20 protein-coding genes, 1 tRNA gene and 1 pseudogene are annotated in these 21,318 nt (G+C 68.4%); 19 read left to right on the plus strand and 3 right to left on the minus strand.

Translation table 11 applies throughout. The annotated features are described in order from the left end of the window. Positions 1–85: 85 nt before the first annotated feature. Positions 86–1,285, plus strand: a complete 1,200-nt coding sequence (locus B9S57_RS24550) for an MFS transporter (RefSeq protein ID WP_103517774.1) — start codon at positions 86–88, stop codon at positions 1,283–1,285. 756 nt (positions 1,286–2,041) lie between these two features. Further along, positions 2,042–2,878: a hypothetical protein gene (locus B9S57_RS24565; RefSeq protein ID WP_103517775.1), complete on the plus strand. Its 837-nt coding sequence runs from the start codon at positions 2,042–2,044 to the stop codon at positions 2,876–2,878. 1,159 nt (positions 2,879–4,037) lie between these two features. Here B9S57_RS24565 and B9S57_RS34245 read toward each other — a convergent pair. Beyond that, the gene (locus tag B9S57_RS34245; protein ID WP_146057804.1) at positions 4,038–5,054 is read right to left on the minus strand and encodes an RNA-binding domain-containing protein; all 1,017 of its coding nucleotides are present in this window, start codon (positions 5,052–5,054) and stop codon (positions 4,038–4,040) included. A gap of 197 nt (positions 5,055–5,251) precedes the next feature. Between B9S57_RS34245 and B9S57_RS24575 the strand changes: the two genes are divergently transcribed. Beyond that, on the plus strand, positions 5,252–6,040 hold the full coding sequence (locus B9S57_RS24575; RefSeq protein ID WP_103517776.1) for an NUDIX domain-containing protein: 789 nt from the start codon (positions 5,252–5,254) through the stop codon (positions 6,038–6,040). On the opposite strand, the gene B9S57_RS24580 is transcribed toward B9S57_RS24575, so the two are convergent. Continuing rightward, positions 6,024–7,031 carry a regulator gene (locus tag B9S57_RS24580; RefSeq protein WP_103517802.1) on the minus strand — a complete coding sequence of 336 codons (1,008 nt, stop codon included), beginning with the start codon at positions 7,029–7,031 and terminating at the stop codon, positions 6,024–6,026. The two genes, B9S57_RS24575 and B9S57_RS24580, sit on opposite strands and share 17 nt — an antisense overlap. Positions 7,032–8,120: 1,089 nt before the next feature. On the opposite strand from B9S57_RS24580, the gene B9S57_RS24585 reads away from it, so the two are divergent. The 15 genes and pseudogenes from B9S57_RS24585 to B9S57_RS24655 all read left to right on the plus strand — a co-directional run bounded on the left by B9S57_RS24585 (position 8,121) and on the right by B9S57_RS24655 (position 20,401). Next, positions 8,121–8,417: a hypothetical protein gene (locus B9S57_RS24585; RefSeq protein WP_103517777.1), complete on the plus strand. Its 297-nt coding sequence runs from the start codon at positions 8,121–8,123 to the stop codon at positions 8,415–8,417. After that, entirely contained in the window at positions 8,414–9,442 is a 1,029-nt protein-coding gene (locus B9S57_RS24590) for a DUF2637 domain-containing protein (protein ID WP_103517778.1), read from the plus strand. The genes B9S57_RS24585 and B9S57_RS24590 overlap by 4 nt, the downstream gene beginning before the upstream one ends. Further along, the gene (locus tag B9S57_RS24595; RefSeq protein WP_103517779.1) at positions 9,439–10,068 is read left to right on the plus strand and encodes a GGDEF domain-containing protein; all 630 of its coding nucleotides are present in this window, start codon (positions 9,439–9,441) and stop codon (positions 10,066–10,068) included. The genes B9S57_RS24590 and B9S57_RS24595 overlap by 4 nt, the downstream gene beginning before the upstream one ends. Beyond that, a pseudogene (locus tag B9S57_RS36490) lies at positions 10,065–10,544 on the plus strand (DNA cytosine methyltransferase); the annotation flags it as partial. The gene B9S57_RS24595 and the pseudogene B9S57_RS36490, both read left to right, overlap by 4 nt. Positions 10,545–11,102: 558 nt before the next feature. Then, the gene (locus tag B9S57_RS36495) at positions 11,103–11,300 is read left to right on the plus strand and encodes a hypothetical protein (RefSeq protein ID WP_374935983.1); all 198 of its coding nucleotides are present in this window, start codon (positions 11,103–11,105) and stop codon (positions 11,298–11,300) included. Next, a complete protein-coding gene (locus tag B9S57_RS24605) occupies positions 11,300–11,629 on the plus strand; it encodes a hypothetical protein (protein ID WP_103517804.1) in 330 nt (109 codons plus the stop codon). Before B9S57_RS36495 ends, B9S57_RS24605 begins: the two co-directional genes overlap by 1 nt. An 89-nt stretch (positions 11,630–11,718) precedes the next feature. Further along, entirely contained in the window at positions 11,719–13,941 is a 2,223-nt protein-coding gene (locus B9S57_RS24610; protein ID WP_103517780.1) for a cell division protein FtsK, read from the plus strand. A 139-nt stretch (positions 13,942–14,080) separates the two neighbouring features. Then, positions 14,081–14,332, plus strand: coding sequence for a hypothetical protein (locus tag B9S57_RS24615; RefSeq protein WP_103517781.1), 252 nt, complete (start codon positions 14,081–14,083; stop codon positions 14,330–14,332). A 34-nt stretch (positions 14,333–14,366) separates the two neighbouring features. Next, the gene (locus tag B9S57_RS24620; RefSeq protein ID WP_103517782.1) at positions 14,367–14,555 is read left to right on the plus strand and encodes a hypothetical protein; all 189 of its coding nucleotides are present in this window, start codon (positions 14,367–14,369) and stop codon (positions 14,553–14,555) included. 11 nt (positions 14,556–14,566) lie between these two features. Next, entirely contained in the window at positions 14,567–15,175 is a 609-nt protein-coding gene (locus B9S57_RS24625; RefSeq protein ID WP_103517783.1) for a hypothetical protein, read from the plus strand. Between the two features lies 1 nt (position 15,176). Then, positions 15,177–15,500, plus strand: coding sequence for a hypothetical protein (locus B9S57_RS24630; RefSeq protein ID WP_103517784.1), 324 nt, complete (start codon positions 15,177–15,179; stop codon positions 15,498–15,500). An 84-nt stretch (positions 15,501–15,584) separates the two neighbouring features. Then, complete coding sequence (locus tag B9S57_RS24635) at positions 15,585–16,454, plus strand: bifunctional DNA primase/polymerase (protein ID WP_103517785.1); 870 nt, start codon at positions 15,585–15,587, stop codon at positions 16,452–16,454. 2 nt (positions 16,455–16,456) lie between these two features. Then, positions 16,457–17,932, plus strand: a complete 1,476-nt coding sequence (locus B9S57_RS24640; RefSeq protein ID WP_103517786.1) for an ATP-binding protein — start codon at positions 16,457–16,459, stop codon at positions 17,930–17,932. A gap of 853 nt (positions 17,933–18,785) precedes the next feature. Beyond that, positions 18,786–18,974: an AlpA family transcriptional regulator gene (locus tag B9S57_RS24650; protein WP_103517788.1), complete on the plus strand. Its 189-nt coding sequence runs from the start codon at positions 18,786–18,788 to the stop codon at positions 18,972–18,974. A 62-nt stretch (positions 18,975–19,036) separates the two neighbouring features. Then, positions 19,037–20,401, plus strand: coding sequence for a tyrosine-type recombinase/integrase (locus tag B9S57_RS24655; RefSeq protein WP_103517789.1), 1,365 nt, complete (start codon positions 19,037–19,039; stop codon positions 20,399–20,401). A gap of 161 nt (positions 20,402–20,562) precedes the next feature. On the opposite strand, the gene B9S57_RS24660 is transcribed toward B9S57_RS24655, so the two are convergent. Next, positions 20,563–20,644, minus strand: a tRNA-Tyr gene (locus tag B9S57_RS24660). Between the two features lie 162 nt (positions 20,645–20,806). Here B9S57_RS24660 and B9S57_RS24665 point away from each other — a divergent pair. Further along, a complete protein-coding gene (locus B9S57_RS24665) occupies positions 20,807–21,295 on the plus strand; it encodes a YajQ family cyclic di-GMP-binding protein (protein WP_103517790.1) in 489 nt (162 codons plus the stop codon). The last annotated feature ends 23 nt before the right edge of the window (positions 21,296–21,318 follow it).

Raw genomic sequence — 21,318 nt, forward strand, 5'->3', positions numbered from 1 at the left:
CGTGGCCGGTGCGGTTCCCTGCCCCGGAGACGGTGGCGCGAGGCGTTGCCGCATGCCGGAGCGTCCCCGGGATAGCGTCGGCCGCATGGACGGAGGCCGTGACAGCCGAGGTTGGCTCCCCTGCTACGCCGGTGGGGCGGTGTTCGCCGTGTGCATGGCCGGGACCACTCTGCCGACCCCTCTCTACAGCCTCTACCGGGACGAACTCGGCTTCTCCGAGCTGACCGTGACCATCGTGTACGCCGTGTACGCCTTCGGTGTCATCGGAGTGCTGCTGCTGGCCGGGAACGCCTCCGACGCGGTGGGCAGACGCCCTGTGCTGCTCTGGGGCCTGGGGTGCGCGGCGGCGAGCGCGGTCTGCTTCCTGTGCGCCTCCGCCCTGGGCTGGCTCTTCGTCGGGCGGCTGCTGTCGGGCCTGTCCGCCGGGCTGTTCACCGGGGCCGCCACCGCGTACGTCATGGAACTGGCCCCGGGGAAGGGCTCCCCCAGGGCCTCGTTCGTGGCGACGGCGGCGAACATGGGCGGCCTGGGGTGCGGCCCTCTGCTCGCCGGGCTCCTCGCGCAGTACGCGCCCTGGCCGCTGCACCTGCCGTTCATCGTGCACCTGGTGCTGCTGGCCGTCTCGGCCGTCGTCCTGCTCGGTCTGAGGGAGACCGTGCGCGAGCGGCGCCCCCTGAACACCGTCCGCCCGCAGCGGCCCGGACTGCCGCCCGGGGTCCGGGCGGTGTTCAGGCCCGCGGCGCTCGCCTCCTTCGCGGGGTTCGCCCTGTTCGGGGTGTTCACCTCGGTCAGCCCGGCGTTCCTGGCCGAGTTCCTGGACGTGGAGAACCACGCCGTCAGCGGGCTGGTCGTCGCGCTGGCCTTCTTCGCGTCGATCGCCGGGCAGTCGGCGGTCGGCAGGATCGGGGAACGGCGTTCACTGCCCCTGGGCTGCGCCGGCCTCCTCGGCGGGCTGGCCCTGCTCGCGGGCGCTCTCTGGTGGCAGCTGCTGCCCCTGGTGGTGCTGAGCGCGCTCCTCGGCGGCGTAGGCCAGGGGCTGACCTTCCGGGCAGCCCTGGCCCAGGTGGCCGCGGCGTCGCCCCCGCACGAGCGGGCGGCGGTCATCTCGACGCTCTTCGTGGTCGCGTACGCGGGCATCTCGCTGCCGGTGATCGGCGTCGGCGTCCTCTCGGGCCACATCGGCCTCCAGGACGCCGGGCTGGTCTTCATCGCGTGCATGGCCGTCCTGGTGGCGTCCGCCGGCGTCTATCTCGTGCGGCGGCCGGCGGGGGGTGCCGGGGCGTGAACACCGCCCCGGCGCGCCGGCCGCACCGGTTCATCGGCCCTGCCTCCACTTCCCGTGGCGAGTGACGGCCCCCACGGGGAGAAAGGAGATTCTGACGCCGCCGCACCGAAGTCGTTCGCAAGAGCCGGGCCCCATAGGTCAGTTCGGCCAGCGCCTCTTGGCTGCCATGTACTTCGCGACCCGAAGTGATGCTGGGCCTCCGGGCCAGGCCCCGGGCGCAGACGAACGGCTCGTGGGGTGCCCTTCTCGGCTTCGGCCTGCTTGCGCTACTGGCCACCCCGATGGCCCGGTACGCCTTCAACTTCGGAGCACACGGCCGCAACGTCGCGTCCCATCCGTCCTTCGCCTACGCCGAACCGACCGGCTTGTGCGTGGCCCCACGAGCCAGGAACCCCATGCCTGGAAGGAGAGTTCGACGGCGCCGCCCTTCGTTGCGTGGCCGGGGGCGTGTGGTTCGCACAATCTGATCACCGTGGAGAAGGGCTATGCGGGTCGGCGCCCTCGGACATGGGTCGTCACCCACGAAGGCGCGCACGCGCTGGACGCCGAGCTCCGTGCCCTGCGTGCCCTCGTCCTCCGCCTGGAAGGCCCTACGGCTGCCGGCCGGCCCGGCGTGTGACCACCGGTTCGGCGATCCGGGCGTACAGGTGACCGCGCCGCAGCACGGCACCGCTGCGGTCACGCAGCCTCGGCGCCCCGTTCGGGCCCCATAGGGACAAGCGGTACGAAAAGACACCAAAGGGATAGGCTCGGCAGGTGAGTCGAACCGAGGAGACCGCCGAGGGCGCAGGCCCGTTCACCACCCGGCTGACCTGGCGCCTCAGCGATGGAGGCACTGCGGTCTGGGAGTCACGGCGGGCACGCAAGCGCGGCCTGCTCACCGTGCGGGCCGCAGGCGAACCGGAGGCCCTCTCCAGGCGCGCGGACAGCGCATCGGTGGAACGCCTCCGCCTGCTGAACGCCATGGCCGCGGGTGCGTTCGTGATCGGTGGGGGCCTGTTCGTCTTCGGCGCCGCGGTCGTCCAGTTCGGCACCGGCCGCGCGACGGGCGCCTGGATCTACTTCACCGGCGGCCTGTTCTTCACCACGGGCGGCTACGCGTCCCTGCTCCAGGCGGTCAACACTCCCCGACGCGACAGGGAAGGCGGGTCCCTCGCCGCACAACGCTGGAGGTGGTGGAGCTACGAGCCCGGCCGGATCGACTGGCTGAGCACCTTCCTGCTGTTCGCGGGAACCCTGGTGTTCGGGATCAACCTGCTCAGCTCTCTACTGCAGGGACTCTCCGTGCAACAGGTGAACCGGCTGGTCTGGGCCCCCGACCTGATCGGCTGCACGCTGTTCCTCGTATCCGGACACCTCGCCCTGCTGGAGGTCTGCCACGGCCGGCCCGGCCTACGCCTGCGCGACCTCGGCTGGTGGATCGTGGCGGTCAACCAACTCGGATCCGTGCTCTTCATGGTCTCTGCACTGGCCGACTTCACCCGCCCTGCGACGGGAAGCGTCGTGAACGTCGACATCGCGAACTGGGGCACCCTCACGGGCGCACTCTGCTTCTCCGTCGGCGGCGTGCTCCAGGCCTTCGAGCGGCCCTGATCCCTCCACCCGGGAACAGCCACAGTCCCCGGGGGCCGGAAGATCAGAGGTGGCCCCCAGCCCGGTGGCCGATCGACGCGCTCCCCGGCCCGGCATGCATACACACGAAAAAACCCCGTCCGACCTGCTGTTCAAGCAGGTCGGACGGGGTTTCCCGTCCTGTGGCGGCGCCAGGGTTCGAACCTGGGTAGGCTGAGCCGGCAGATTTACAGACCGCGCGAGGGTGGCCTTTCCACCTGCGCTTTGTCCCGACCAGGACTCACGCGTCCCACTCCTACCCCACTGCCAGGCAGTTCGTGCAGTGCCGACGGGAACACCACTCGGCCGACTCCAGTGGCAACTACCGCTGCACCCCTCGGGACCTCTGTCTCCGAGAGGGCGTTCCAGGCGGCGAGGGTCAGTCGGCTGAGTTCAGGTATCCGCTGCGATTGAACGGCACCGCGGGAACGGCTACGCGCAAGGTCACGAGGCTGCCAATCACCAGAAGTACGCCGCCGGCGGCTGTTCAATGGAGGGGCCATTGCCAGTTGCAGCGCGTGCTCCAGCGCGAGTCCGCAGACCGCGGAACCCATGGCCTCGACCTCCAGCTGTTCGGGCCGTGGCGCTTCGGATAGCAGCAGGGGCCAGCGGATCACTACCACCTTCTCCCAGATCTCGGGTGGCACTGTGTTGGCCAAGTGATGGCTCTCGCCCACTGGAAGGTCGCGTAGGCGACGTTCGGCCTGCTGTGTTTGCCCTACGTAGCAAAGCCCTGCGCCTGACGCGAACACCCCGTAGAGCACCGGGCCGGTAGTGGCAGGGCTGTCGTCGTGCATCCCGGTCAGGAGGGCTCCGACTCGGTGAGCGAACTGGTATCGGCGCTCCTGCCACCGCTCCAGCAGGGAGGTGTCCCCCAGCAGAGTCGAGAGCGAAGATCGCCAGGCGCGACAGGCGTCCTCGTACACTTGATCACTCACAGGCCCCCCAAAAAATCATCCACGCTGCAGCGTAGGCCGCCGCACCGAGGGCCACGAAACGGCTAAGAGCCGTCCCATCGACAGTCTGCGTCACATTCGCGGTATGACCTGCTCGTTTCCCCCGTAGCATTGTTCCTGCCCCACGCCTTCCCCGCCACCGTGCCCCGAACCTTGCGTGCGGCCGATTGGGCGGACGCGAGAGGTCAACTGCGGGGAAGTAGCCCTTTTCTATTGAGAGCATTGACGCACTGTTGATATTTGGCCAGAAAATTATCACTGGCAGACGTCAAATCAGCAAGCGTCCGCCGATAGCGCACGTGGTCACTATCTTTCCATTCTGGCGGAATCTCCGTGTACTCATTATCGGGATGCCTCACTTTCGGATAGAACATCCCGGCAAATTCTCCGCACAAGAGATCGAGAGATTTCACCAGTTCCCCATATGCAGCCGCCGCCTCGGAATCAATGAAGTCGACGAAGTCGTCACTCAGCTGCTTCTGTGCCACATACGCAGCGTTACTGACCCACACTGGGACTCTATGCATCGAAAGATTTTTTTGCACTGCGACCCACTTGACATCCAGGGGGATAGCCTCGACGAGCCGTGCCGCCTTTGCTTGATCTGGCACCTGATTCTGTGCCGCGGAAGCCGCGCCACCAGAGCCACCCCCCGGCGCCCACCCGGCAACAAGCATGCCTTGCAGCTCCGCCCTTGGCAGCCATTGCGTTCCATCACCTGTCCGCAATGGCACGGCGATTGAAGTCCCACTCGGCCTGCCCTTCCAGTCGCTGGGCCCCGGCACAACGAAGGGCATCACCCCGGCAGGCTGGGCTGGGATATCGATACACAAAATCCCTGATTCGTCGCCACAATCAATCCATTCGACTTGCAAGGCTCGCACAGTGGGTGTTATACGCTCGTGGATCAACTTACGATACTGGTCAATATTGACCTGCGATCGAGGGACCGGCCTGAGCTCTGAAATTATTTCACTGTCATGCTTAGGAACGGTCTTGAAGCCAACGAGCAACAGCCCTCCACCTGCCGCGTTAGCGAATGCCGCAACATCTTTAACCAACTCTTCAGCCCCACTCGGCTGCTTCAACTGATAAGGGTGACTCTTAACGTCCAGCCAAACAGATTCAGGCGTCCCAAGGAGTTCGCTATACACGCGATCATGTAGTGCACGGCGTACGTCTTCAATACTTTTTGCCACCATGGGCATTAGTATCCAGCATCAGGCGGCGCACCTCCGCCGTTATCTCAAAAGGGCATCATGTAGAGACAGACGTGCCGGCCGCCATCTGGCCAGCAGACGCCTACACACCTGCTCGATACTCGCCGCCTCCAGCACTGCGCCCTATGCGCGGCCGCTACCCTGGTACGCACCACGTCAGAACGGAGAGTGCTCCGCGGATGGGACCGAAGACGACGAAGGTCTACGAGACGCTTCGCGCACGACTCACGGCAGGCGAGTACGCCCCCGGCGACAAGCTCCCCTCAGAACGCACGCTCGTGGAAGAACTCGGCATCGGGCGGACGGCTCTACGGCAGGTGCTCGCTCGTCTCGTCTCCGAGGGACAGCTGGAGGTTCGCGGACGGAGCTCGTACCGGGTACCGGGCGCGGTGAGCGTTCAGCGCCCGGAGGGGTTGGAGCCCTGGCGCATCCACGGCGAGCGCGATGTCTACGACAACCGATGGGTCAAACTCCAGCTTTGGGACGTGGAGCCCCCCGGAGTGAAGCGGTTCGAGCACCACGTCGTAAGACTTCACCACGTAGCAGTCACGGCCGTCATTGATGATCAGGACCGCGTCCTGATGATGTGGCGGTACCGCTTCGTTCCGCAGCAATTCGGTTGGGAGCTCCCGGGCGGCATCGTCGACGAAGGAGAGGACCCAGCAGACACGGCGCTGCGGGAAACCGTCGAAGAGACGGGATGGCGGCCCAAGTCGCTGGAACATGTCGTGAGCTATCAGCCCATGATCGGCATGGTCGACTCGCCACACGAGATTTTCGTAGCGCACGGCGCCGAGAAGGTCGGCGAGCCAACCGACCTGGAAGAGGCCGGCCACATCGAGTGGGTACCGCTCGCGGACATCCCCGGACTCATGGCCCGCGGTGAGTTGCTGGGCTCTGGCACCCTGGTTGCCCTGCTGCACATCCTGGCGACACGGCGCACTCAGGGACTCACAACCGCGCACTGAGCAGATCGACGCGACGACGCTGCCGGACCGAGCCGGTACGGCTCGCCAACAAGCGAGCCTGCCGCAGGTGCGTACCCGCGTCGTCGTACTCGGCTCGTGTGAGGTGCGCTTGTGCCAGGTCGGCGTGAAGGCCGCCGCGAGCGCGCACGAAAGTTGGGTCCATGACCTCAAGCGCACCGTAGAGGCTGGCTACTGCGGACTCCTCCCCGAGAAGAGCGAGCACGTTGCCTTGCCACCTGGCGAGATGGGCGCCGTTCAGGAAGATACTCAGCATGTCCGGGTCTCGGTCCTCGGGGCCCGGCGGAATGACGACCATGGCTGCTTCCAGCGCGTGCCGACATGCGTCCGGCATGCCGGCATGCGCGCACATCTCAGCTTCCGCGGCGTACAGCCACGCCCGCAGCCGTGCGGAACCGGACGGTCCGACAGTGCGCTGAGCGTCGCGCACCAGGTCGACGGCGAGCGCTGCCCGCCCTGCCTCGCAGAGCACGTAGGCCTGCTCACCCATGGCGTGAGCCAGGTACATCGGCTCTTCAGCGTCGCGCGCCGCACGCTTGGCGAGTTCGTAATGCCGCCACGCTCGCTCAACCGCTCCCGAGTCGATTGCCTGCCATGCTGCGAGAGTCGACGCCCCCGCGAGCGCGAGGGCCACGGGTCGGCGTGCGCTGGGCAGTACTGCGAAGTTGAGCGCGTCTTCGAGGGCCGAAAGGTGGCCGGTCATCTGGTCGACCAGGGACGCGGCGCCCCTCTGTCGGTCCATGGTGCGCAGTAGCTCGGTCTGGTCGTTGAACGCCTTCACCATGGACTCACCGACGCTGCTGGCCGAATCGATCCGACTCAGTAGGTCATCGTATCCGTCCGCGGTTGGCACAGCCGGTACCGGGCCGGCGTCCCGCAACTCCCCGTCCGTGACCCCGAGAAGCTGCCGTAGGACGCGCGCGTACCGGTCTGAGATGGTGCGTTTGCCGTTCTCCCACTCGGAGACGTACACCCGCAGACTCGCGGTCGACGCAACGTCCGTGAGGTGCCGCCGAGCGTACTGCTCGATCTCGCGGACCAGTCGCTCTTGAGACCAGCCGCGCGCCTTCCTCGCGCTTCGAAGTCCTGCGCTCACAGGCCACCCCTCCGACGGCAGACGACGCCCTAACTGACCTTCCCAGGATGCCGCACGTTGCCGCAGGTCAACAGGGGTTAACAAGCCCCGAGTTAAGCCCTGTTGGCTACCGGCGGCCTGCTGTGGGCGGTCTCCTGAAAGGGCACCGCAGCGAGGTGACCGCCACCCGATAAGGCGAACCACCTTGACTCTGGTGCGCACCAGATGCCAATCTTCTGGTGCGCACCAGTTACCGGCTTGATGCCGGTGGCGGCGTGAGAGGGCGGGGACGCTGCAATCCCGCTAAAGGCCAGGTAGGACGCAATGGGCTTCGGCCCAACTGGCGAGGTGGCCCGGCGACCGCGAGCAACGGCCGGAGTGTGGGGACGAGGTCCCCCTTGCAGTGCTCCATCCCATTCGGCCAGCCGAGAGGAACCCAATGATCAGACGATGTACCGAGGCGTTGCCCGCGCTGGACCGGCGCAGGTGACAACGCCCTTCGTGTCGGTGGCCGCGTAGTCCAGGCCGCCAGTTCAGACCGTGGTCCCCGCGACTATCGCGGGGCCGGTTGCCTCCCTCGCCCGTCCGGCTCCTTTGCGGGCTCGTACGGGCGGGGCTGAGGGGAGCCGGAAGGTCCGGAACCAGGAGCGGCACCCCGGGGGCAACCGGGGTGCCGCTCGATACAGGCACCTATGTAGGAGGCACCTGTGGTCAGCAGTCTGACAGACCAGGAACGCGACGAACTCTCCAAGAAGGTCAGCGAAGCCAACCGCCGTTCCACCGGCGGCTCCGGCCGCTGAACACGCATCGCCCCGGATCACGGTGTGAGGCTGCCGGATCGAATCCAGCCCGGGGCACTCGCCGCCAGCTCTGGCGGCCGGGCTCGCCACGTGACGTGGCAGCCCATCCCTGAACGGCGCGCGGCCCCGGTGCTCGAACACCGGGGCCGCTGTATTAGGCCGTTCCACCGACAGGAGAAAACGACCCATGAAGAACATTGTGGCCGGTCACGTCGCGGCCAGCACCACCGAGTTCATCGAGCTGGCCCTCGGCACGCCGCTGGATCTCTGGCTGGGAGCCGAGGGAGAGAGCGAGATGGAGCGTGCGGCCCGTATGGACGCGGCCCGTGACATTCTCGCCGACAGCCCCGACCTGCCCGACCGTGTCAGCCGGGTCGCCGCCGAGGCGATCGAGGCTTACGCCCCCGAGCTGTTCAACGTCGCGCTGCTCCCCACCCGCCGGGCGGCTGGCCGTCGTCAGTACCGGGGCGGTGTGGCGGCATGACGACTACGAAGCAGAGCGCGGATCGGCCGGCGGTTCCGCCGCTGACTCGCCCGGAAATTGGCCTGGCCGGGATCGGTGCACTCGCTGCGGCCGGTGTCGGCGCCCTCGGTTTGATCTCCTCGTTCGATGCCGTGTCCGAGGCCGCGGCCCGGTGGGGGTTCAGTGAGCCGTGGATGGTCCCTACCGGGATGGACGTCTCCATCCCGGTGTTCTCCGTGGCGTACCTGCTGCTGATCCGGATGGACATGCCGCTTGCCTGGGTCCGGTTCGTGCCCTGGATTCTCACCCTGGTCACCTGCGGTCTCAACGTCTCCGCGGGGCAGGGGATGTCTGCGAAGGTGGCACACGGGACGATGCCGCTGCTGTGGGTGGTGTTCTCTGAGATCGGCGCCCACATCTACGCCTCCCGCATCGGCGCGGTCACCGGCCGGCGCATGGACAAGATCCGCGCCTCGCGGTGGCTGCTCGCCTTCCCCTCCACATTCGCCCTGTGGCGCCGGATGACGCTGTGGGAGATCACCTCCTACGCCGATGCCCTGGCCCGCGAGCGGGAACGCGTACTGGCCCGCGCTGAGCTGCGCGAGCAGCACGGGCGCCGGTGGCGCTCGAAGACACCCCGCCGCGAACGGGTCCTCCTCAAGCTCGGTGAGGTCAACCCCACACCCGAGCAGGAGACGGCGCCGACCGAGCCGCCCACGACGAAGCCGGATCCTCAGCCGGAACCGGAGCAGGCGGCCAAGCCGAAGCCATCCTCGAAGCCGTCGGCTCGCCGGAGTGTGAGGCCGAAGGTGAAGCCGAGGCGGACCCCGGAGGAGATTCTCACCGAGGCCCGGGAGGTCACCACGGTGTGGCCGGACGCGGCCCTTACCGCGGACGGCATCCGTGAGGCGGTACGCGTCTCTGCGGCGACCTCTCGCACGTTGCGCGACACCCTCAAGGCAGAGCGCGCCGCTCTCCCGCTGCACTCCGTGGCCACTGAGCAGGACGACGACGGTGACGCCATGGCCGGGGCGGTGGCGGCATGAACACCCTGTTATCCGCCCTCACTGCTGCCGGTCCGATCGCGGCCGGATGGTCGGTCCACTCGCTGTGGCTGCGCCGCTCCCTGCGTAGCGCTCGTAGGGACCCGCTCACCGGGCTGCACACACGGGACGGCTTCACCCGCCGCGCCGCCACCCTGCTCAAGGATTCCCGGGCGGTGGTGGTCCTCGCAGACGTCGACCGCTTCAAACAGATCAACGACAACTACGGCCACGCAGCGGGGGATGCCCTGCTGAAAGCGACCGCGGACCGGCTGGCCCACTACGTCGGCCGGGCCGGTGTCGCCGGGCGGCTCGGTGGTGACGAGTTCGCCGCCGTCGTCATCGACGACCACGGCACCGTCTCGGACCTTCTCTCGGTCCTGCACGGCGTGCTCGCCCGCCCCGCGGACGGCTTGGACCCCGCCGTGCACACCACGGTGTCGCTCGGCTGGGTCCGCGCCGCCGACCACCCCGGTGAGGACCTGTCCGGTCTGCTGCGCCGGGCGGATGAGGCGATGTACGCGGCCAAGCAGGGACGGGCCGGTGTTCGCCGGGCGGGGCTCGGCAGGCTGCTCGCCACATGGTCCGGCCGACGTGCCGGCCGACGCGGCACGGGGGTGGCGGCATGAACGCTCTGCGGATCGGTTCGGTGTGCTCGGGCTACCGGGGCCTGGACATGGCCGTGGAAGCGGTCTTCGGCGGCAGCCCGGCATGGGTCGCGGACAACGATCCGGGCGCCTCCCGCGTCCTGGCCCACCACCTCCCCCATGTCCCGAATCTGGGAGACATCACGGCAGTCGACTGGCACCAGGTCGAGCCGGTGGACATCTACTGCGGCGGGTATCCGTGCCAGCCGTTCAGCACCGCCGGCCGACGGAAGGGAACCGAGGATGCCCGGCACATCTGGCCCCACATCGCCCATTCCCTTCGCGTTCTACGACCCCGACTCGCGGTCTTTGAGAACGTCGCAGGGCACCTTTCACTCGGATTCGACAGCGTCCTCGGTGACCTTGCCCGCATCGGGTTCGATGCGGACTGGTGCACTCTTCGCGCGTCGGACATCGGCGCCGCCCACCAGCGCAACCGCCTCTTCCTCCTCGCCTGGCCTGCCGACACCAGCGGCCAGGGACTGGCGCGGCGGTGGGCAGAGGGGACAGCTCCCCACCGCCGTCGGCTCGCTGCTGCCGACACCCTCGACGTCGGAGGCGACGGGGGCGGGGCACGCGGCTCAGGGCGGGATGAACCTGCGACACGTCGTCTCGTTGCTGCCCACACCGAGGGCATCGGCGAACGAGAACCGGCAGACCAAACGCACCCCCTCGCAGGAAGCAGGGACGCACGGCCTGTGCTTGGCGGCCGAGGTCTGCGAGCTCTTGCCGACACCGACGGCGACGCCCTACGGGAACAACCAGTCGGACAGCCCCGGCGCAGCGGTTCGGCCATCACTGAACTCTCTCGCCCCGGCGCTCCTGCCGACGCCAGTCGTCGCGGACTCGAACAACACCGCGAACTTCCGACCGGACGGGACGCCGTACGGCAAGGGGTACGGCCGGACGCTGACGGACGCGACACGGCTGCTGCCCCGAACTGGGGTGGATACGGACCGGCGATCGAACGGTGGGAAGCGGTCATCGGGCGCCCCGCCCCCTGGCCAGTTGACGATATGGGACGCCTGAACCCGCCCCTGGTCGAGTGGCTCATGGGACTGTCCGCCGGGCACGTTACCGATGTTCCCGGCCTGTCCCGCACCGCCCAGCTCAAAGCGCTGGGCAACGGCGTCGTCCCGCAACAGGCCGCCGCCGCGCTCCGGTACCTCGCCGCCAGGCAGGAACCCGGCGCACGGTGGGGGAGGGCAGCGTGATGTCCGAACCCATCGTCGCGGCCGACCTGTTCCGCACCGTGATGGCAGCGGCCGGAGGTCGCTGCCAGTGCACCGGGCAGTGCGGACAACCCCACGCCAAGACCGACGGCCGCTGCCCCCGCGAGCACGACACTTACGCGGGCAAGCACGGCGGCCCCGTCCGGCTCATGGCCGCAGCCTCCGACCCGACCCTCACCGACCGCCAGGCGGCATCTCTGCCCGCCGCCCGGCTGCGCGCCTGGTGCCCCGGCTGCTTCACCGCCGCCCAGCGCACCGCTCACCCCATCAACGAACAGCACGCCGAGCAGGGCGGCTTGTTCGCTCTGTGAACCGAACCGCTCAACAGGGCCCGGGCGGTCGGCCTACCAAAGCGCCGTCCGGACCCCTTCCAACCCCAGTTGTCCGGGAAGGACTGTCAGTGAATCACGACGACGAAAGCGAACTTTTCAACCGACTCGAAGCCGACATGAACACCCCCGCCGGACCCGACTCGGGCGGGGAAGTAGTCGACCTCGGCAAGGCACGGTCGGCTCGGATCGAGTCGGCCGACCCTCATGCCGACCGGTCGTCCGACTCGGCTCCCGCCGGGTCGGGTTACGGGTCGGGCGACCCGACCGCGCCGATGATGGTGGATGGTCCGGCGGAAGTCGGGCCTGGGTTCATGGGCCGGATCGTCGGGGCCAAGCGTCGGGCGATCCTGCCCGTGTGGCTGCGCTCCACCACCGAGCTGCGGACCGCGACCCGGTGGGCCGCAGGCCACTACGGCCACCTCGCCGGGTACCACACGCTGCGCTCCCCGTACTACGCCGCCCGCCTCACCTTCCAAGCCCCCGTCGGGGCGGCGAAGTTCATGGGCGGGACGATGCGGTGGGTGTCCGACCGGGAGGGCGAGCCGGTCCGGCTCGCTTCCGTCCGGCGCGAGGACGCAGCCGAGTACCTCAAGCTCTCCCGCCAGCGTGACGGCCGGGTCCGGCTCCGCACCCTTGCGGCGGTGCTGGGCATGTTCGTCGGGATCGGTGTCGCGCTCGCCATCTACGTCCTCGCCCCCGGCTGGCTTCAAGTCCTCTCGGTCGGGGCTCTGCTGCTGGCCCTCGGGTCGGCCGGCACTCAGGCCGACGCCCCCGTCATCACCCGCGCGGTAGAGATGACCAAAGCGCCCAAGCTCACCAGCGACATCGTGCTTCGGGCCCTGGGAGCACTGGGCATCACCGCGATCAACCAGGTGCAGAGCAAGGGCCGGGACGGGTTCACCTTCACCGCCCCAATCACTCGCGACGGCCCCGGATGGCGTGCGGAGGGAGACCTGCCCTACGGCGTCACGGCCACCGACGTGATCGAGCGCCGCGACAAGCTGGCCTCCGGGCTGCGCCGCAAGCTCGGGTGTGTGTGGCCCGAGCCGGTCCCGGACGAGCACACCGGGCGCCTGGTGATCTGGGTCGGTGATCAGGACATGTCCACGGCCACGAAGCCCGCATGGCCGCTGATCAAGGGCGGTTCCGTCGACCTGTTCAAGCCGGTCGCCTTCGGTACTGACCAGCGCGGACGCTGGGTCGAAATCACCTTGATGTACATCGCAGGCATCATCGGAGCGATCCCCCGCATGGGCAAGACGTTCCTGCTCCGCCTGCTCCTGCTCATCGGCGCCCTCGACTCCCGGGCCGAGATCCACACCTACGACCTCAAAGGCACCGGCGACCTCGACCCCGTCGGCGAACGCGTCTCCCACCGCCACCGGGCCGGGGACGAGGACGAGGACATCGAGTACGCGCTCGCTGACCTGCGGGAACTGCGTACCGAGCTCCGACGCCGGGCCAAGATGATCCGCTCCCTTCCCCGGGACATCTGCCCGGAATCGAAGGTGACGTCCGAACTGGCGGACAAGCCCAAACTGGGCCTCCACCCGATCGTGATCGGGGTGGATGAGTGCCAGGTCTGGTTCGAGCACCCCAAGTACGGGGCCGAGTTCGAAGAGATCTGCACCGACCTGGTCAAGCGCGGCCCCGCCACCGGCATCGTCCTGCTGCTCGCCACCCAGCGCCCGGACGCAAAGGCCCTGCCCACCGGCATCAGCGCGAACGCGTCGGCCCGGTGGTGCATGAAGGTCATGGGCCAGGTCGAGAACGACATGGTCCTCGGTACAAGCAGCTACAAGCGGGGGATCAGGGCCACGATGTTCTCGTGGAACGACAAGGGCATCCTCTACTTCGTCGGTGAGGGCGCCGACGCGAGGATCGTCTCTGCGGTCTACGTGGATGCCCCCGCCGCCGAGGTGATCGGGCTGCGGGCCCGCCGCCTGCGCGAGGCTGCCGGACGCCTCACCGGGCACGCTGCCGGGGAGTCGTTCGAAGAGCGCGAGTCGTCCGGGTTCGACCTGCTCGCGGACATCCTCGCGGTCGTGCCGGCCGAAGAGCCGAAGGTGTGGTCCGAAGTCGTTGTGGCCCGCCTCGGTGAGCTGCGGCCGGACGTCTACGGCGGGTGGGAGCCCGAGCAGCTGGCCGCCGCCCTCAAGCCGCACGGCATCAGCACCGGCCAGGTATGGGGCAAGACGGAGGCCGGGAAGGGCGCCAACCGGCGCGGTATCGAGCGCTCCCACATCCTCACCGCGATTGCGGAGCGTGACGGAAACCGGGACGCGGGCTAGCCGGTTTCGCCGCTAGACCTAGCAGCACACCCCGCTAGGTCTAGCGGCACCGCTAGCGGCACATCTGCCGCTTGATCAGCGCACTAGTTCCTAGCGCCCCACCTGCGCAAACCCCGAAATCAGGCCCGGGAGGCCCTTCATGACCCCTGCCCTGCTCGCTAGCGCACTCCTTCTATTCATCACGCTCAGTTACAGCGGTCTGTGTGCGGTCTCGCCGTTCGGGGCCTGCCGCAAGTGCCGAGGCTGGGGCTTCGCGACCAAGACCGACCGCAAGGGCCGGGCCAAGCGAGGCAAGGACTGCCGCCGCTGCAAGGCCACCGGCAAACGCATCCGCATAGGCCGCCACCTCTTCAACGTCGCCGCCCGCCTCCACCGCGACGGCACCCGCTGAACCCACCCACCACCGCACCGGAAGGGGGCCCGTCGTGGCCGTCACCGTCTCCCTAGTCCTGCTCTTCGGACTCGTCCTGTTCTTCCTGCTCCGCTCCAACAGCCTCGGCTGGGGCGCCGCGTTCATCGCCGTCATGTTCGGGTTCTTCCTCGCCTCCACCGGCGCCTCCGGCCCGATCAACGAACTCACCACCGCCGTCATCGACGCCATCCCGGACCTGTAGGAGGCAACGCCATGAACGAACCCCTGATCCAACGCCACTGGGTCGCGCTCGCGGTCCCGAAGGTGGCCCCCGCCGTCGCCACGTCCACCGTGCTGATCCTGGGCCGGATCTGGAACGCCAACGGCGCCGAACACTCCACCGGCAACGCCGCCTTGATGGTCGTCCTCGCCGCAGGTGCCGCAACGGCCGGAGCATTCGCCTCAGCCGGTCGCGCCGGTGACTCTGTCATCGCCGGGACCGCGTTCGCGACGTCCGGCGGGCTCGCCCTGGCAGGCGTTGCCGGATACGCCGACGGTCTCCCGCTGCCGCTGCTGATCTGGGTGCTCGCCACCACGGCCGCATACGGCATCGCAGCCCGCTACTGGCGCACCGACCGCCGCGACACCGTGGCCCACGACCGGCAGACCACCGTCCGGCGCGAGGACCGCGCCCACGTCGAACGCGTCGAAGCCCTGCGAGCCGGGGCACAGATCGAGGTCGCCCGCACCGGCGCGGCCTACGCCGAACAGCTCGCCACCGCACTCATCACCCGCGCCGCCCTGCCCGGCTTCGACCCTGCCGCACTCACCCACGCCGGACTCCCCGAACTCCCCGCCACCGGCACCACCAAGGAGCACTGACATGAGCACTGGCAACGAACAGTGGCCGACCCCGAGCGCGGCATACGCCAAAGCCCCGGGCATCGTCCGTGAAATCGGATGGACCGCTCAAGCAGCAGCCGACAGGACCTTCGGGTCGCGCATGGGCCGGGAGTTCTGGCTTCGCAAGGCCGCGCTTCTGGACCGCATCGCACTGGCTGAGGAAGCCGAGAGACGCGGCCGGGACGCCACCGGAGCAGCCGAGCACGCCGCCGCACGGCTGATGGACGTGGACGACCCGGACACCATCTGCGACCCCCGCCACTACGTCCGCCAGCAGTACGCCCTGTGGGCCAACGAACAGTAGCTATGCCGAGGGCGGCCCCTCTCACGCCAATGAAGCGGGCCGCCCTCGTCCAGCAATCCTCATCAGAGAACTGGAGACACCAGCATGACTCAACCTGTCCCGATCCGGCGAGCGCCCGGGCCCCTGCTCGCCCTCGCCCTCGAACTGGCTGCCCGCACGCTCCCCATCCTGCCGCTGCGGGCCGGGAAGCTCCCGTTCGGCAACTGCCGGCCCTGCGCGAGTAACGCGTGCGGTGGCCGCCCGGTCATGAAGACGTCCGGGCCGTGCGAGTGCCCCGGCGTCTGCCATGGCTGGGCAGCCGCCACCACCAACAGCGCCATCCTCGCCTCCCCGCCGTGGCTGCGAGCATGGGAGCAGGCTCAGGCAGTGGCCTACCACCCCGGCGGGGCCGGGCTGACCGTCGTGGACCTCGATCACGCCGACGCCATCGAGTGGGCCCGCCAGAGTCTCCCCCGGACCCGCACCGTGCGGACGACCCGGGGCGAGCACTGGATCTACCGCGGGACGATGCAGTCCGCGAACGCGGTCCGCGACGGCGTCGACATCAAGTCCACGATGGTCTACGCCCGGTGGCTCGGGCCCGGCACCGGGGCCATGGCCGACCTGCCCGAAGCCGTCCGCGCCCTGGTTGTCAGGGAACCGTCCCCGGTCCGACCAGCGCACCACGATGCCCGCGTGCCTGCGCCGTGCGGGGGCGGGGAGTGCCGCCACCGCACGCCCGCCTACCTGAACCGTGGCATCACCATGGCCGAGCAGCGCATCACCGAGGCCACCAGCGCGGTTCACGCGACCGTCTACCGCACCTTCCTCGCCGTGCTGTCCGCCCACGGCCGGTGCGGCTGCCTGACCGACACTCACGTCGCGCGGCTGTTCGCCGCCGCTCAGGCCAAGGGCGAATCCGCCCGGCACTGCACCGACGCGTGGACCAACGCGCTGACTCGGTTGGGATTGTGACCATGGCAGACGACGAGAAGAACCCTGCCCGCGAGGTCATCACCGACTACGCGCAGGCGCACTTCCGGTACTTCCGCACCGCCGACGGGACCGTCTACGCCCAGAAGAACGGCCACCCGGTGGCCCGCCCTATCCGCTCCCAGGGCACGACGGGCAGCCACCGGCAGGAACTCATGGTCGGCCTGTTCAAGGACGGGCGCGGCGTGTTCAACGGGACCGCGCTCAAAGAGGCGCTGGACCTGATTGAAGCTCTGGCACTGACCGAGAACACCCAGGCCGTGCAGATCCGCGTCGCCCCCGGATTCGACGAAGCGACGTGGCTGGACCTCGGACGCAGCGACGGGCAGTCCGTCCGCATCCACCCCACCGGCTGGGACATCACCATTCCCGACCCGCGTGAGGTGTGCTGGCGGCGCACCCAGCTCACCGGGGAACTCCCGTTGCCGGTCAAGGACACCGACGGCAAGGGCATCGATCTGCTGTTCAGGCTGACGAACTTCGCCAACGCGGAGACCGAGTGCCTGGCCATGGCGTGGCTGGTCGGCTGCCTGGGGCCGTCGGTGCCCGTCCCTGCCCCGTTTCTCACCGGCCCGCAGGGGGCGGGGAAGTCCACGGCCGGCCGGATGCTCGTGAGGATCATCGAGGGCATGAGCGGCGACCTGCGCCGGGCGCCCAAGGATGAAGAGAACCTGATCGCGGCCGTGGCTGCGGGGTGGGTCACCGCGCTGGACAACCTGTCCCACATGACGCCGGACCTGTCCGATGCCATGTGCTGCATCGTCACCGGAGCCGAGTCGGTCAAGCGCGCCCTGTTCACCGACGGGGACGTCCACCGGGCCCGCTACCGCCGCCCCCTGCTCCTGACCGGCATCGACGTCGGCGTCATCCGCCCCGACCTCGCCGAACGGCTCCTGCCCCTGCGGCTGGAGCGCCCCCGCGCCCGCCGCACCGAGGCTGAACTGTGGGCGGAGTTCGAGGACGCTTTGCCCGTCATCCTCGGCTCGCTCCTGGACCTCGCCGTCAAGGTCCGCGCGGCCGACGCGGAGACGCCCACCGACCTGCGGATGGCCGACTTCGCCCACCTGTGCGCGCAGGTCGACGCGGCAACCAGCCTCGGAGCGCTCAACGCCTACCGGGCCAGCCTGGACGACCTGAACGACGACGTGATCGAGGGCGATCTCCTCGCGCAGACCGTTCTCCAGCACGCCGACAGCATCGAACCGGGCGGCGAGCAGCGGATGACGTCCACCCAGTGGCTGCAGTGCCTCAGCGGCGTCTACAGCGGCGACGAACTGCGGCCCCTGCCCAAAGGGTGGCCGACCACCGGCAAGGTCCTCTCCGACCGCCTCAAGCGCCTCCAACCGACGCTGGCCGCCCGTGGAGTCCTCATCGACTCGGGGCGCACCCGCGAGGGCCGCTACCTCGAAATGACCCGCCGAGCCACGGCGCCCCCACACGAGCAGACCGGAGCGTTCTGACCCGCAGCCCGTTCACTCGGACAAGCAAGAAGAGCACCAGCCCCCGGCCGCGCGTGCTCTTCTTGCTGTTCGGCGGAACGCCGCCCGCTGGTCGCGCCGCGCAGCGGCCCCTCATTCACGCTCTGAGAGAGCGCCGGACCACTACAAACACCCCTTCTTTTTTTCCTAAGTAGGGAAGCTCTGCGTCACAGCGTCACGCCGACGGAAAAAACAGCCCCTGGCCTGCGGCTACAGGCGTGACGCAGACGGAAATCTCTGCGTCATCCCGCGTCACCTGCGTCACGCCGTGACGCAGCCCGTGACGCACCGATGACGCACCCCCACACCCCTGCGTCACACAAAACACCAGGTCAGGGGCCCGCGTGACGCTGGTGACGCTGTGACGCAGAAATCCGCACCTAGGACAGGCACGGTCCCGGTGTCCCGTGACATCGAAGTTGGACCGTTTGCCATCGAAGGTGACGCGGGGCGCTATCTGCGGTCAGCGCTGATCGCGCCGTGCCTCCCGGATGGCGCGCATGTGCTGGGCATCTCGCTGCTCAGCGTGCTGCCGAGACCGTGCTATCAGGGGGCCCATCACTGCCCACACTGCCGAGATGATCAAGCATCGGCCCGCGAAGTCCCACCCCCACGCCAAGTCGCCCGCCCACGTCATGACAGCGCTCATCACGACTCCCGTCGCCACCGCTGCGCCGATCCGCTTCCACCACATATCCAGCAGCTACCCACTCAGGCATCGCAGGAGCGCCTGCGAGCAGTCCAACTTCGATGGCAAACGGTCCAACTTCGGTGTCACGGGACACCCGGAACACCCATACCTCGAAGTCCTGTCACTCTCCCAAGGAGTCGCACCATGGCCCGCCCCAAGATGCTCAAGCTCCCGGAAGTCCTCGAAGAGATCGACATGAGCCGCGCCGCCTTCTACCGCATGCGCGCACGGGGTCAGGCACCCCGCATCCAGAAGCTGCCCAACGGTCACCTTCGCGTCAGCCGTGCCGACCTGGACGCCTGGTGGAAGTCCTGCGAGCAAGCCGCCGCGTAAGAACACCGCAACAACCACACGGGGCCCGTCACGTCGACGGGCCCCTTTCGCATGGGAGCAGTATGCAGACGTACGACGTACGGATTTGGACAGTGCGGCAGCGAAAGGACCGCAACCAGAGCTCTGCGGAACTCCGGTGGAGGACGGGATCCACTCCCCATTCTCAGACGTTCCGCACCAAGACTCTCGCCGAGGGGCGGCGGGCGGAACTGCTCCGAGCGGCCCACGCAGGGGAGCCTTTCGATGAGGCGACCGGCGTACCTGTTCGGGAGCTACGCCAGCGCAACGACGTGAGCTGGTATCAGCACGCACGCCAGTACATCGAAATGAAGTGGCCGCACTCCCCCGGGTCCACACGACGGACCCTCGCCGAGGCCATGGCGACCATTGCGCCGGCACTCGTCACAGACACCAAGGGCATGGCCGACGCCAGGACCGTACGCACTGCACTGTATGGCTGGGCGTTCAACATGACCCGCCGGGCGGAAGAGCCCCCACCCGAAGTCGCCAAGGTTCTTGCTTGGTTCGAGCGCAAGTCACTGCCCACGTCCGCACTGGCCGACCGCATGCATGTCCGGGTCGCGCTCGATGCCCTCACCAAGAAGCTGGACGGGACCACTGCCGCTGCCTCGACCATTCGCAGGAAGCGGGCGATCTTCCACAACGCGCTCGGTTACGCCGTCGACGCGGGGCGCCTATCTCAGAATCCTCTCCCCCAGGTCCAGTGGAAGGCACCCGAGCAGGTGGAGGAGGAGCTGGACCCCGCGACCGTGCCTGACCCTCGCCAGGCGCTCGCCCTCCTTAATGCCGTTCGGACGCAGAGCGCGAGAGGTCGGCGTCTGGTGGCGTTCTTCGGGTGCATGTACTACGCGGCTGCACGGCCGGCCGAAGTGATCGGGCTCTGCATCTCGGACTGCGATCTCCCCCGGCGTGGCTGGGGCGCTCTGCGGCTCCGTGAGACGCGCCCGCGCTCAGGTGCTGCCTGGACCGACAGTGGCACGTCACACGACCGGCGCGGGCTCAAGCATCGCCCCAGGAAGGCGGTGCGCTCCGTACCGATCCCACCTGACCTGGTCGCTCTGCTCCGCTGGCACGTCACCGCCTTCGGGGTCGCGCCTGACGGTCGGCTCTTCCGCACCCAGCGCGGTGGGCTGGTCCAGGACACCGGATACGGGGAGGTGTGGGCAGAAGCCCGCTCGCGGGCCCTGGCTCCTGCCCAGCGGAGTTCCCCACTGGCCAAGCGGCCGTATGACCTACGCCACGCGGCAGTCTCGACCTGGCTGAGTTCCGGTGTGGAACCTCAGGTGGTCGCACAGCGCGCCGGCCACAGTGTGGCCGTTCTCTTCCGCGTCTATGCCAAGTGCCTGGACGGTGCCGCGGCGACGGCCAATGCCCGGATCGAAGCGACCCTGCGGGGCGGGCGGTAGCCCTGAACCTTGCCCCACGCCTGCCCCACACAAGCTGGTCAGCACGCGAGATTCAGTGAGACAGAGTGGGACTTAAGGCACTTATGGGTCTCGTCGTCACTGGCCCATGAAAGAGAGCCCGTGAACAGCATTTCTGCTGCTCACGGGCCCTCTCGTTCGTGTGGCGGCGCCAGGGTTCGAACCTGGGTAGGCTGAGCCGGCAGATTTACAGTCTGCTCCCTTTGGCCACTCGGGCACACCGCCTGGAACGACGCCTCGGTTCCCGTGAGGGCGCCTTGGCGACGTCGTAAACGATACCCGATACCCAGGGGTGCTACGCCACCCGGTTGATCAGCGCCGGGGGCGCGCGCGGGTGGCTAGGCTTTGTGCCGTACCCAACGCATACGACACAAGGAGCCACACGTCATGGCCGACTCCAGTTTCGACATCGTCTCGAAGGTCGAGCGGCAGGAGGTCGACAACGCCCTCAACCAGGCCGCCAAGGAGATCTCCCAGCGCTACGACTTCAAGGGGACGGGCGCGTCGATCTCCTGGTCGGGCGAGAAGATCCTCATGGAGGCGAACGGCGAGGAGCGGGTCAAGGCGATCCTCGACATCTTCCAGTCCAAGCTGATCAAGCGCGGGATCTCCCTGAAGTCGCTGGACGCGGGCGAGCCGCAGCTGTCCGGCAAGGAGTACAAGATCTTCGCCACGATCGAGGAGGGCATCTCCCAGGAGAACGCCAAGAAGGTGGCGAAGATCATTCGCGATGAGGGTCCGAAGGGCGTCAAGGCGCTGGTCCAGGGCGACGAGCTGCGCGTCAGCTCCAAGAGCCGGGACGACCTGCAGGAGGTTCAGGCGCTCATCAAGGGCAAGGACCTCGACTTCGCGGTGCAGTTCGCCAACTACCGGTAGACGGTCGGACGGTCGGCTGCCGT

Origin of the sequence: Streptomyces sp. SM10 (assembly GCF_002910915.1) — a bacterium.
GTDB lineage: Bacteria > Actinomycetota > Actinomycetes > Streptomycetales > Streptomycetaceae > Streptomyces.

Bases quoted from the DNA above. Each gene is read 5' to 3' on its own strand.
- B9S57_RS24550 (WP_103517774.1), top strand. From the start codon at position 86: ATGGACGGAGGCCGTGACAGCCGAGGTTGGCTCCCCTGCTACGCCGGT.
- B9S57_RS34245 (WP_146057804.1), bottom strand. From the start codon at position 5,054: ATGGTGGCAAAAAGTATTGAAGACGTACGCCGTGCACTACATGATCGC.
- B9S57_RS24575 (WP_103517776.1), top strand. From the start codon at position 5,252: ATGGGACCGAAGACGACGAAGGTCTACGAGACGCTTCGCGCACGACTC.
- B9S57_RS24585 (WP_103517777.1), top strand. From the start codon at position 8,121: ATGAAGAACATTGTGGCCGGTCACGTCGCGGCCAGCACCACCGAGTTC.
- B9S57_RS24590 (WP_103517778.1), top strand. From the start codon at position 8,414: ATGACGACTACGAAGCAGAGCGCGGATCGGCCGGCGGTTCCGCCGCTG.
- B9S57_RS24595 (WP_103517779.1), top strand. From the start codon at position 9,439: ATGAACACCCTGTTATCCGCCCTCACTGCTGCCGGTCCGATCGCGGCC.
- B9S57_RS36495 (WP_374935983.1), top strand. From the start codon at position 11,103: ATGGGACGCCTGAACCCGCCCCTGGTCGAGTGGCTCATGGGACTGTCC.
- B9S57_RS24605 (WP_103517804.1), top strand. From the start codon at position 11,300: ATGTCCGAACCCATCGTCGCGGCCGACCTGTTCCGCACCGTGATGGCA.
- B9S57_RS24615 (WP_103517781.1), top strand. From the start codon at position 14,081: ATGACCCCTGCCCTGCTCGCTAGCGCACTCCTTCTATTCATCACGCTC.
- B9S57_RS24625 (WP_103517783.1), top strand. From the start codon at position 14,567: ATGAACGAACCCCTGATCCAACGCCACTGGGTCGCGCTCGCGGTCCCG.
- B9S57_RS24630 (WP_103517784.1), top strand. From the start codon at position 15,177: ATGAGCACTGGCAACGAACAGTGGCCGACCCCGAGCGCGGCATACGCC.
- B9S57_RS24635 (WP_103517785.1), top strand. From the start codon at position 15,585: ATGACTCAACCTGTCCCGATCCGGCGAGCGCCCGGGCCCCTGCTCGCC.
- B9S57_RS24640 (WP_103517786.1), top strand. From the start codon at position 16,457: ATGGCAGACGACGAGAAGAACCCTGCCCGCGAGGTCATCACCGACTAC.
- B9S57_RS24650 (WP_103517788.1), top strand. From the start codon at position 18,786: ATGGCCCGCCCCAAGATGCTCAAGCTCCCGGAAGTCCTCGAAGAGATC.
- B9S57_RS24655 (WP_103517789.1), top strand. From the start codon at position 19,037: ATGCAGACGTACGACGTACGGATTTGGACAGTGCGGCAGCGAAAGGAC.
- B9S57_RS24665 (WP_103517790.1), top strand. From the start codon at position 20,807: ATGGCCGACTCCAGTTTCGACATCGTCTCGAAGGTCGAGCGGCAGGAG.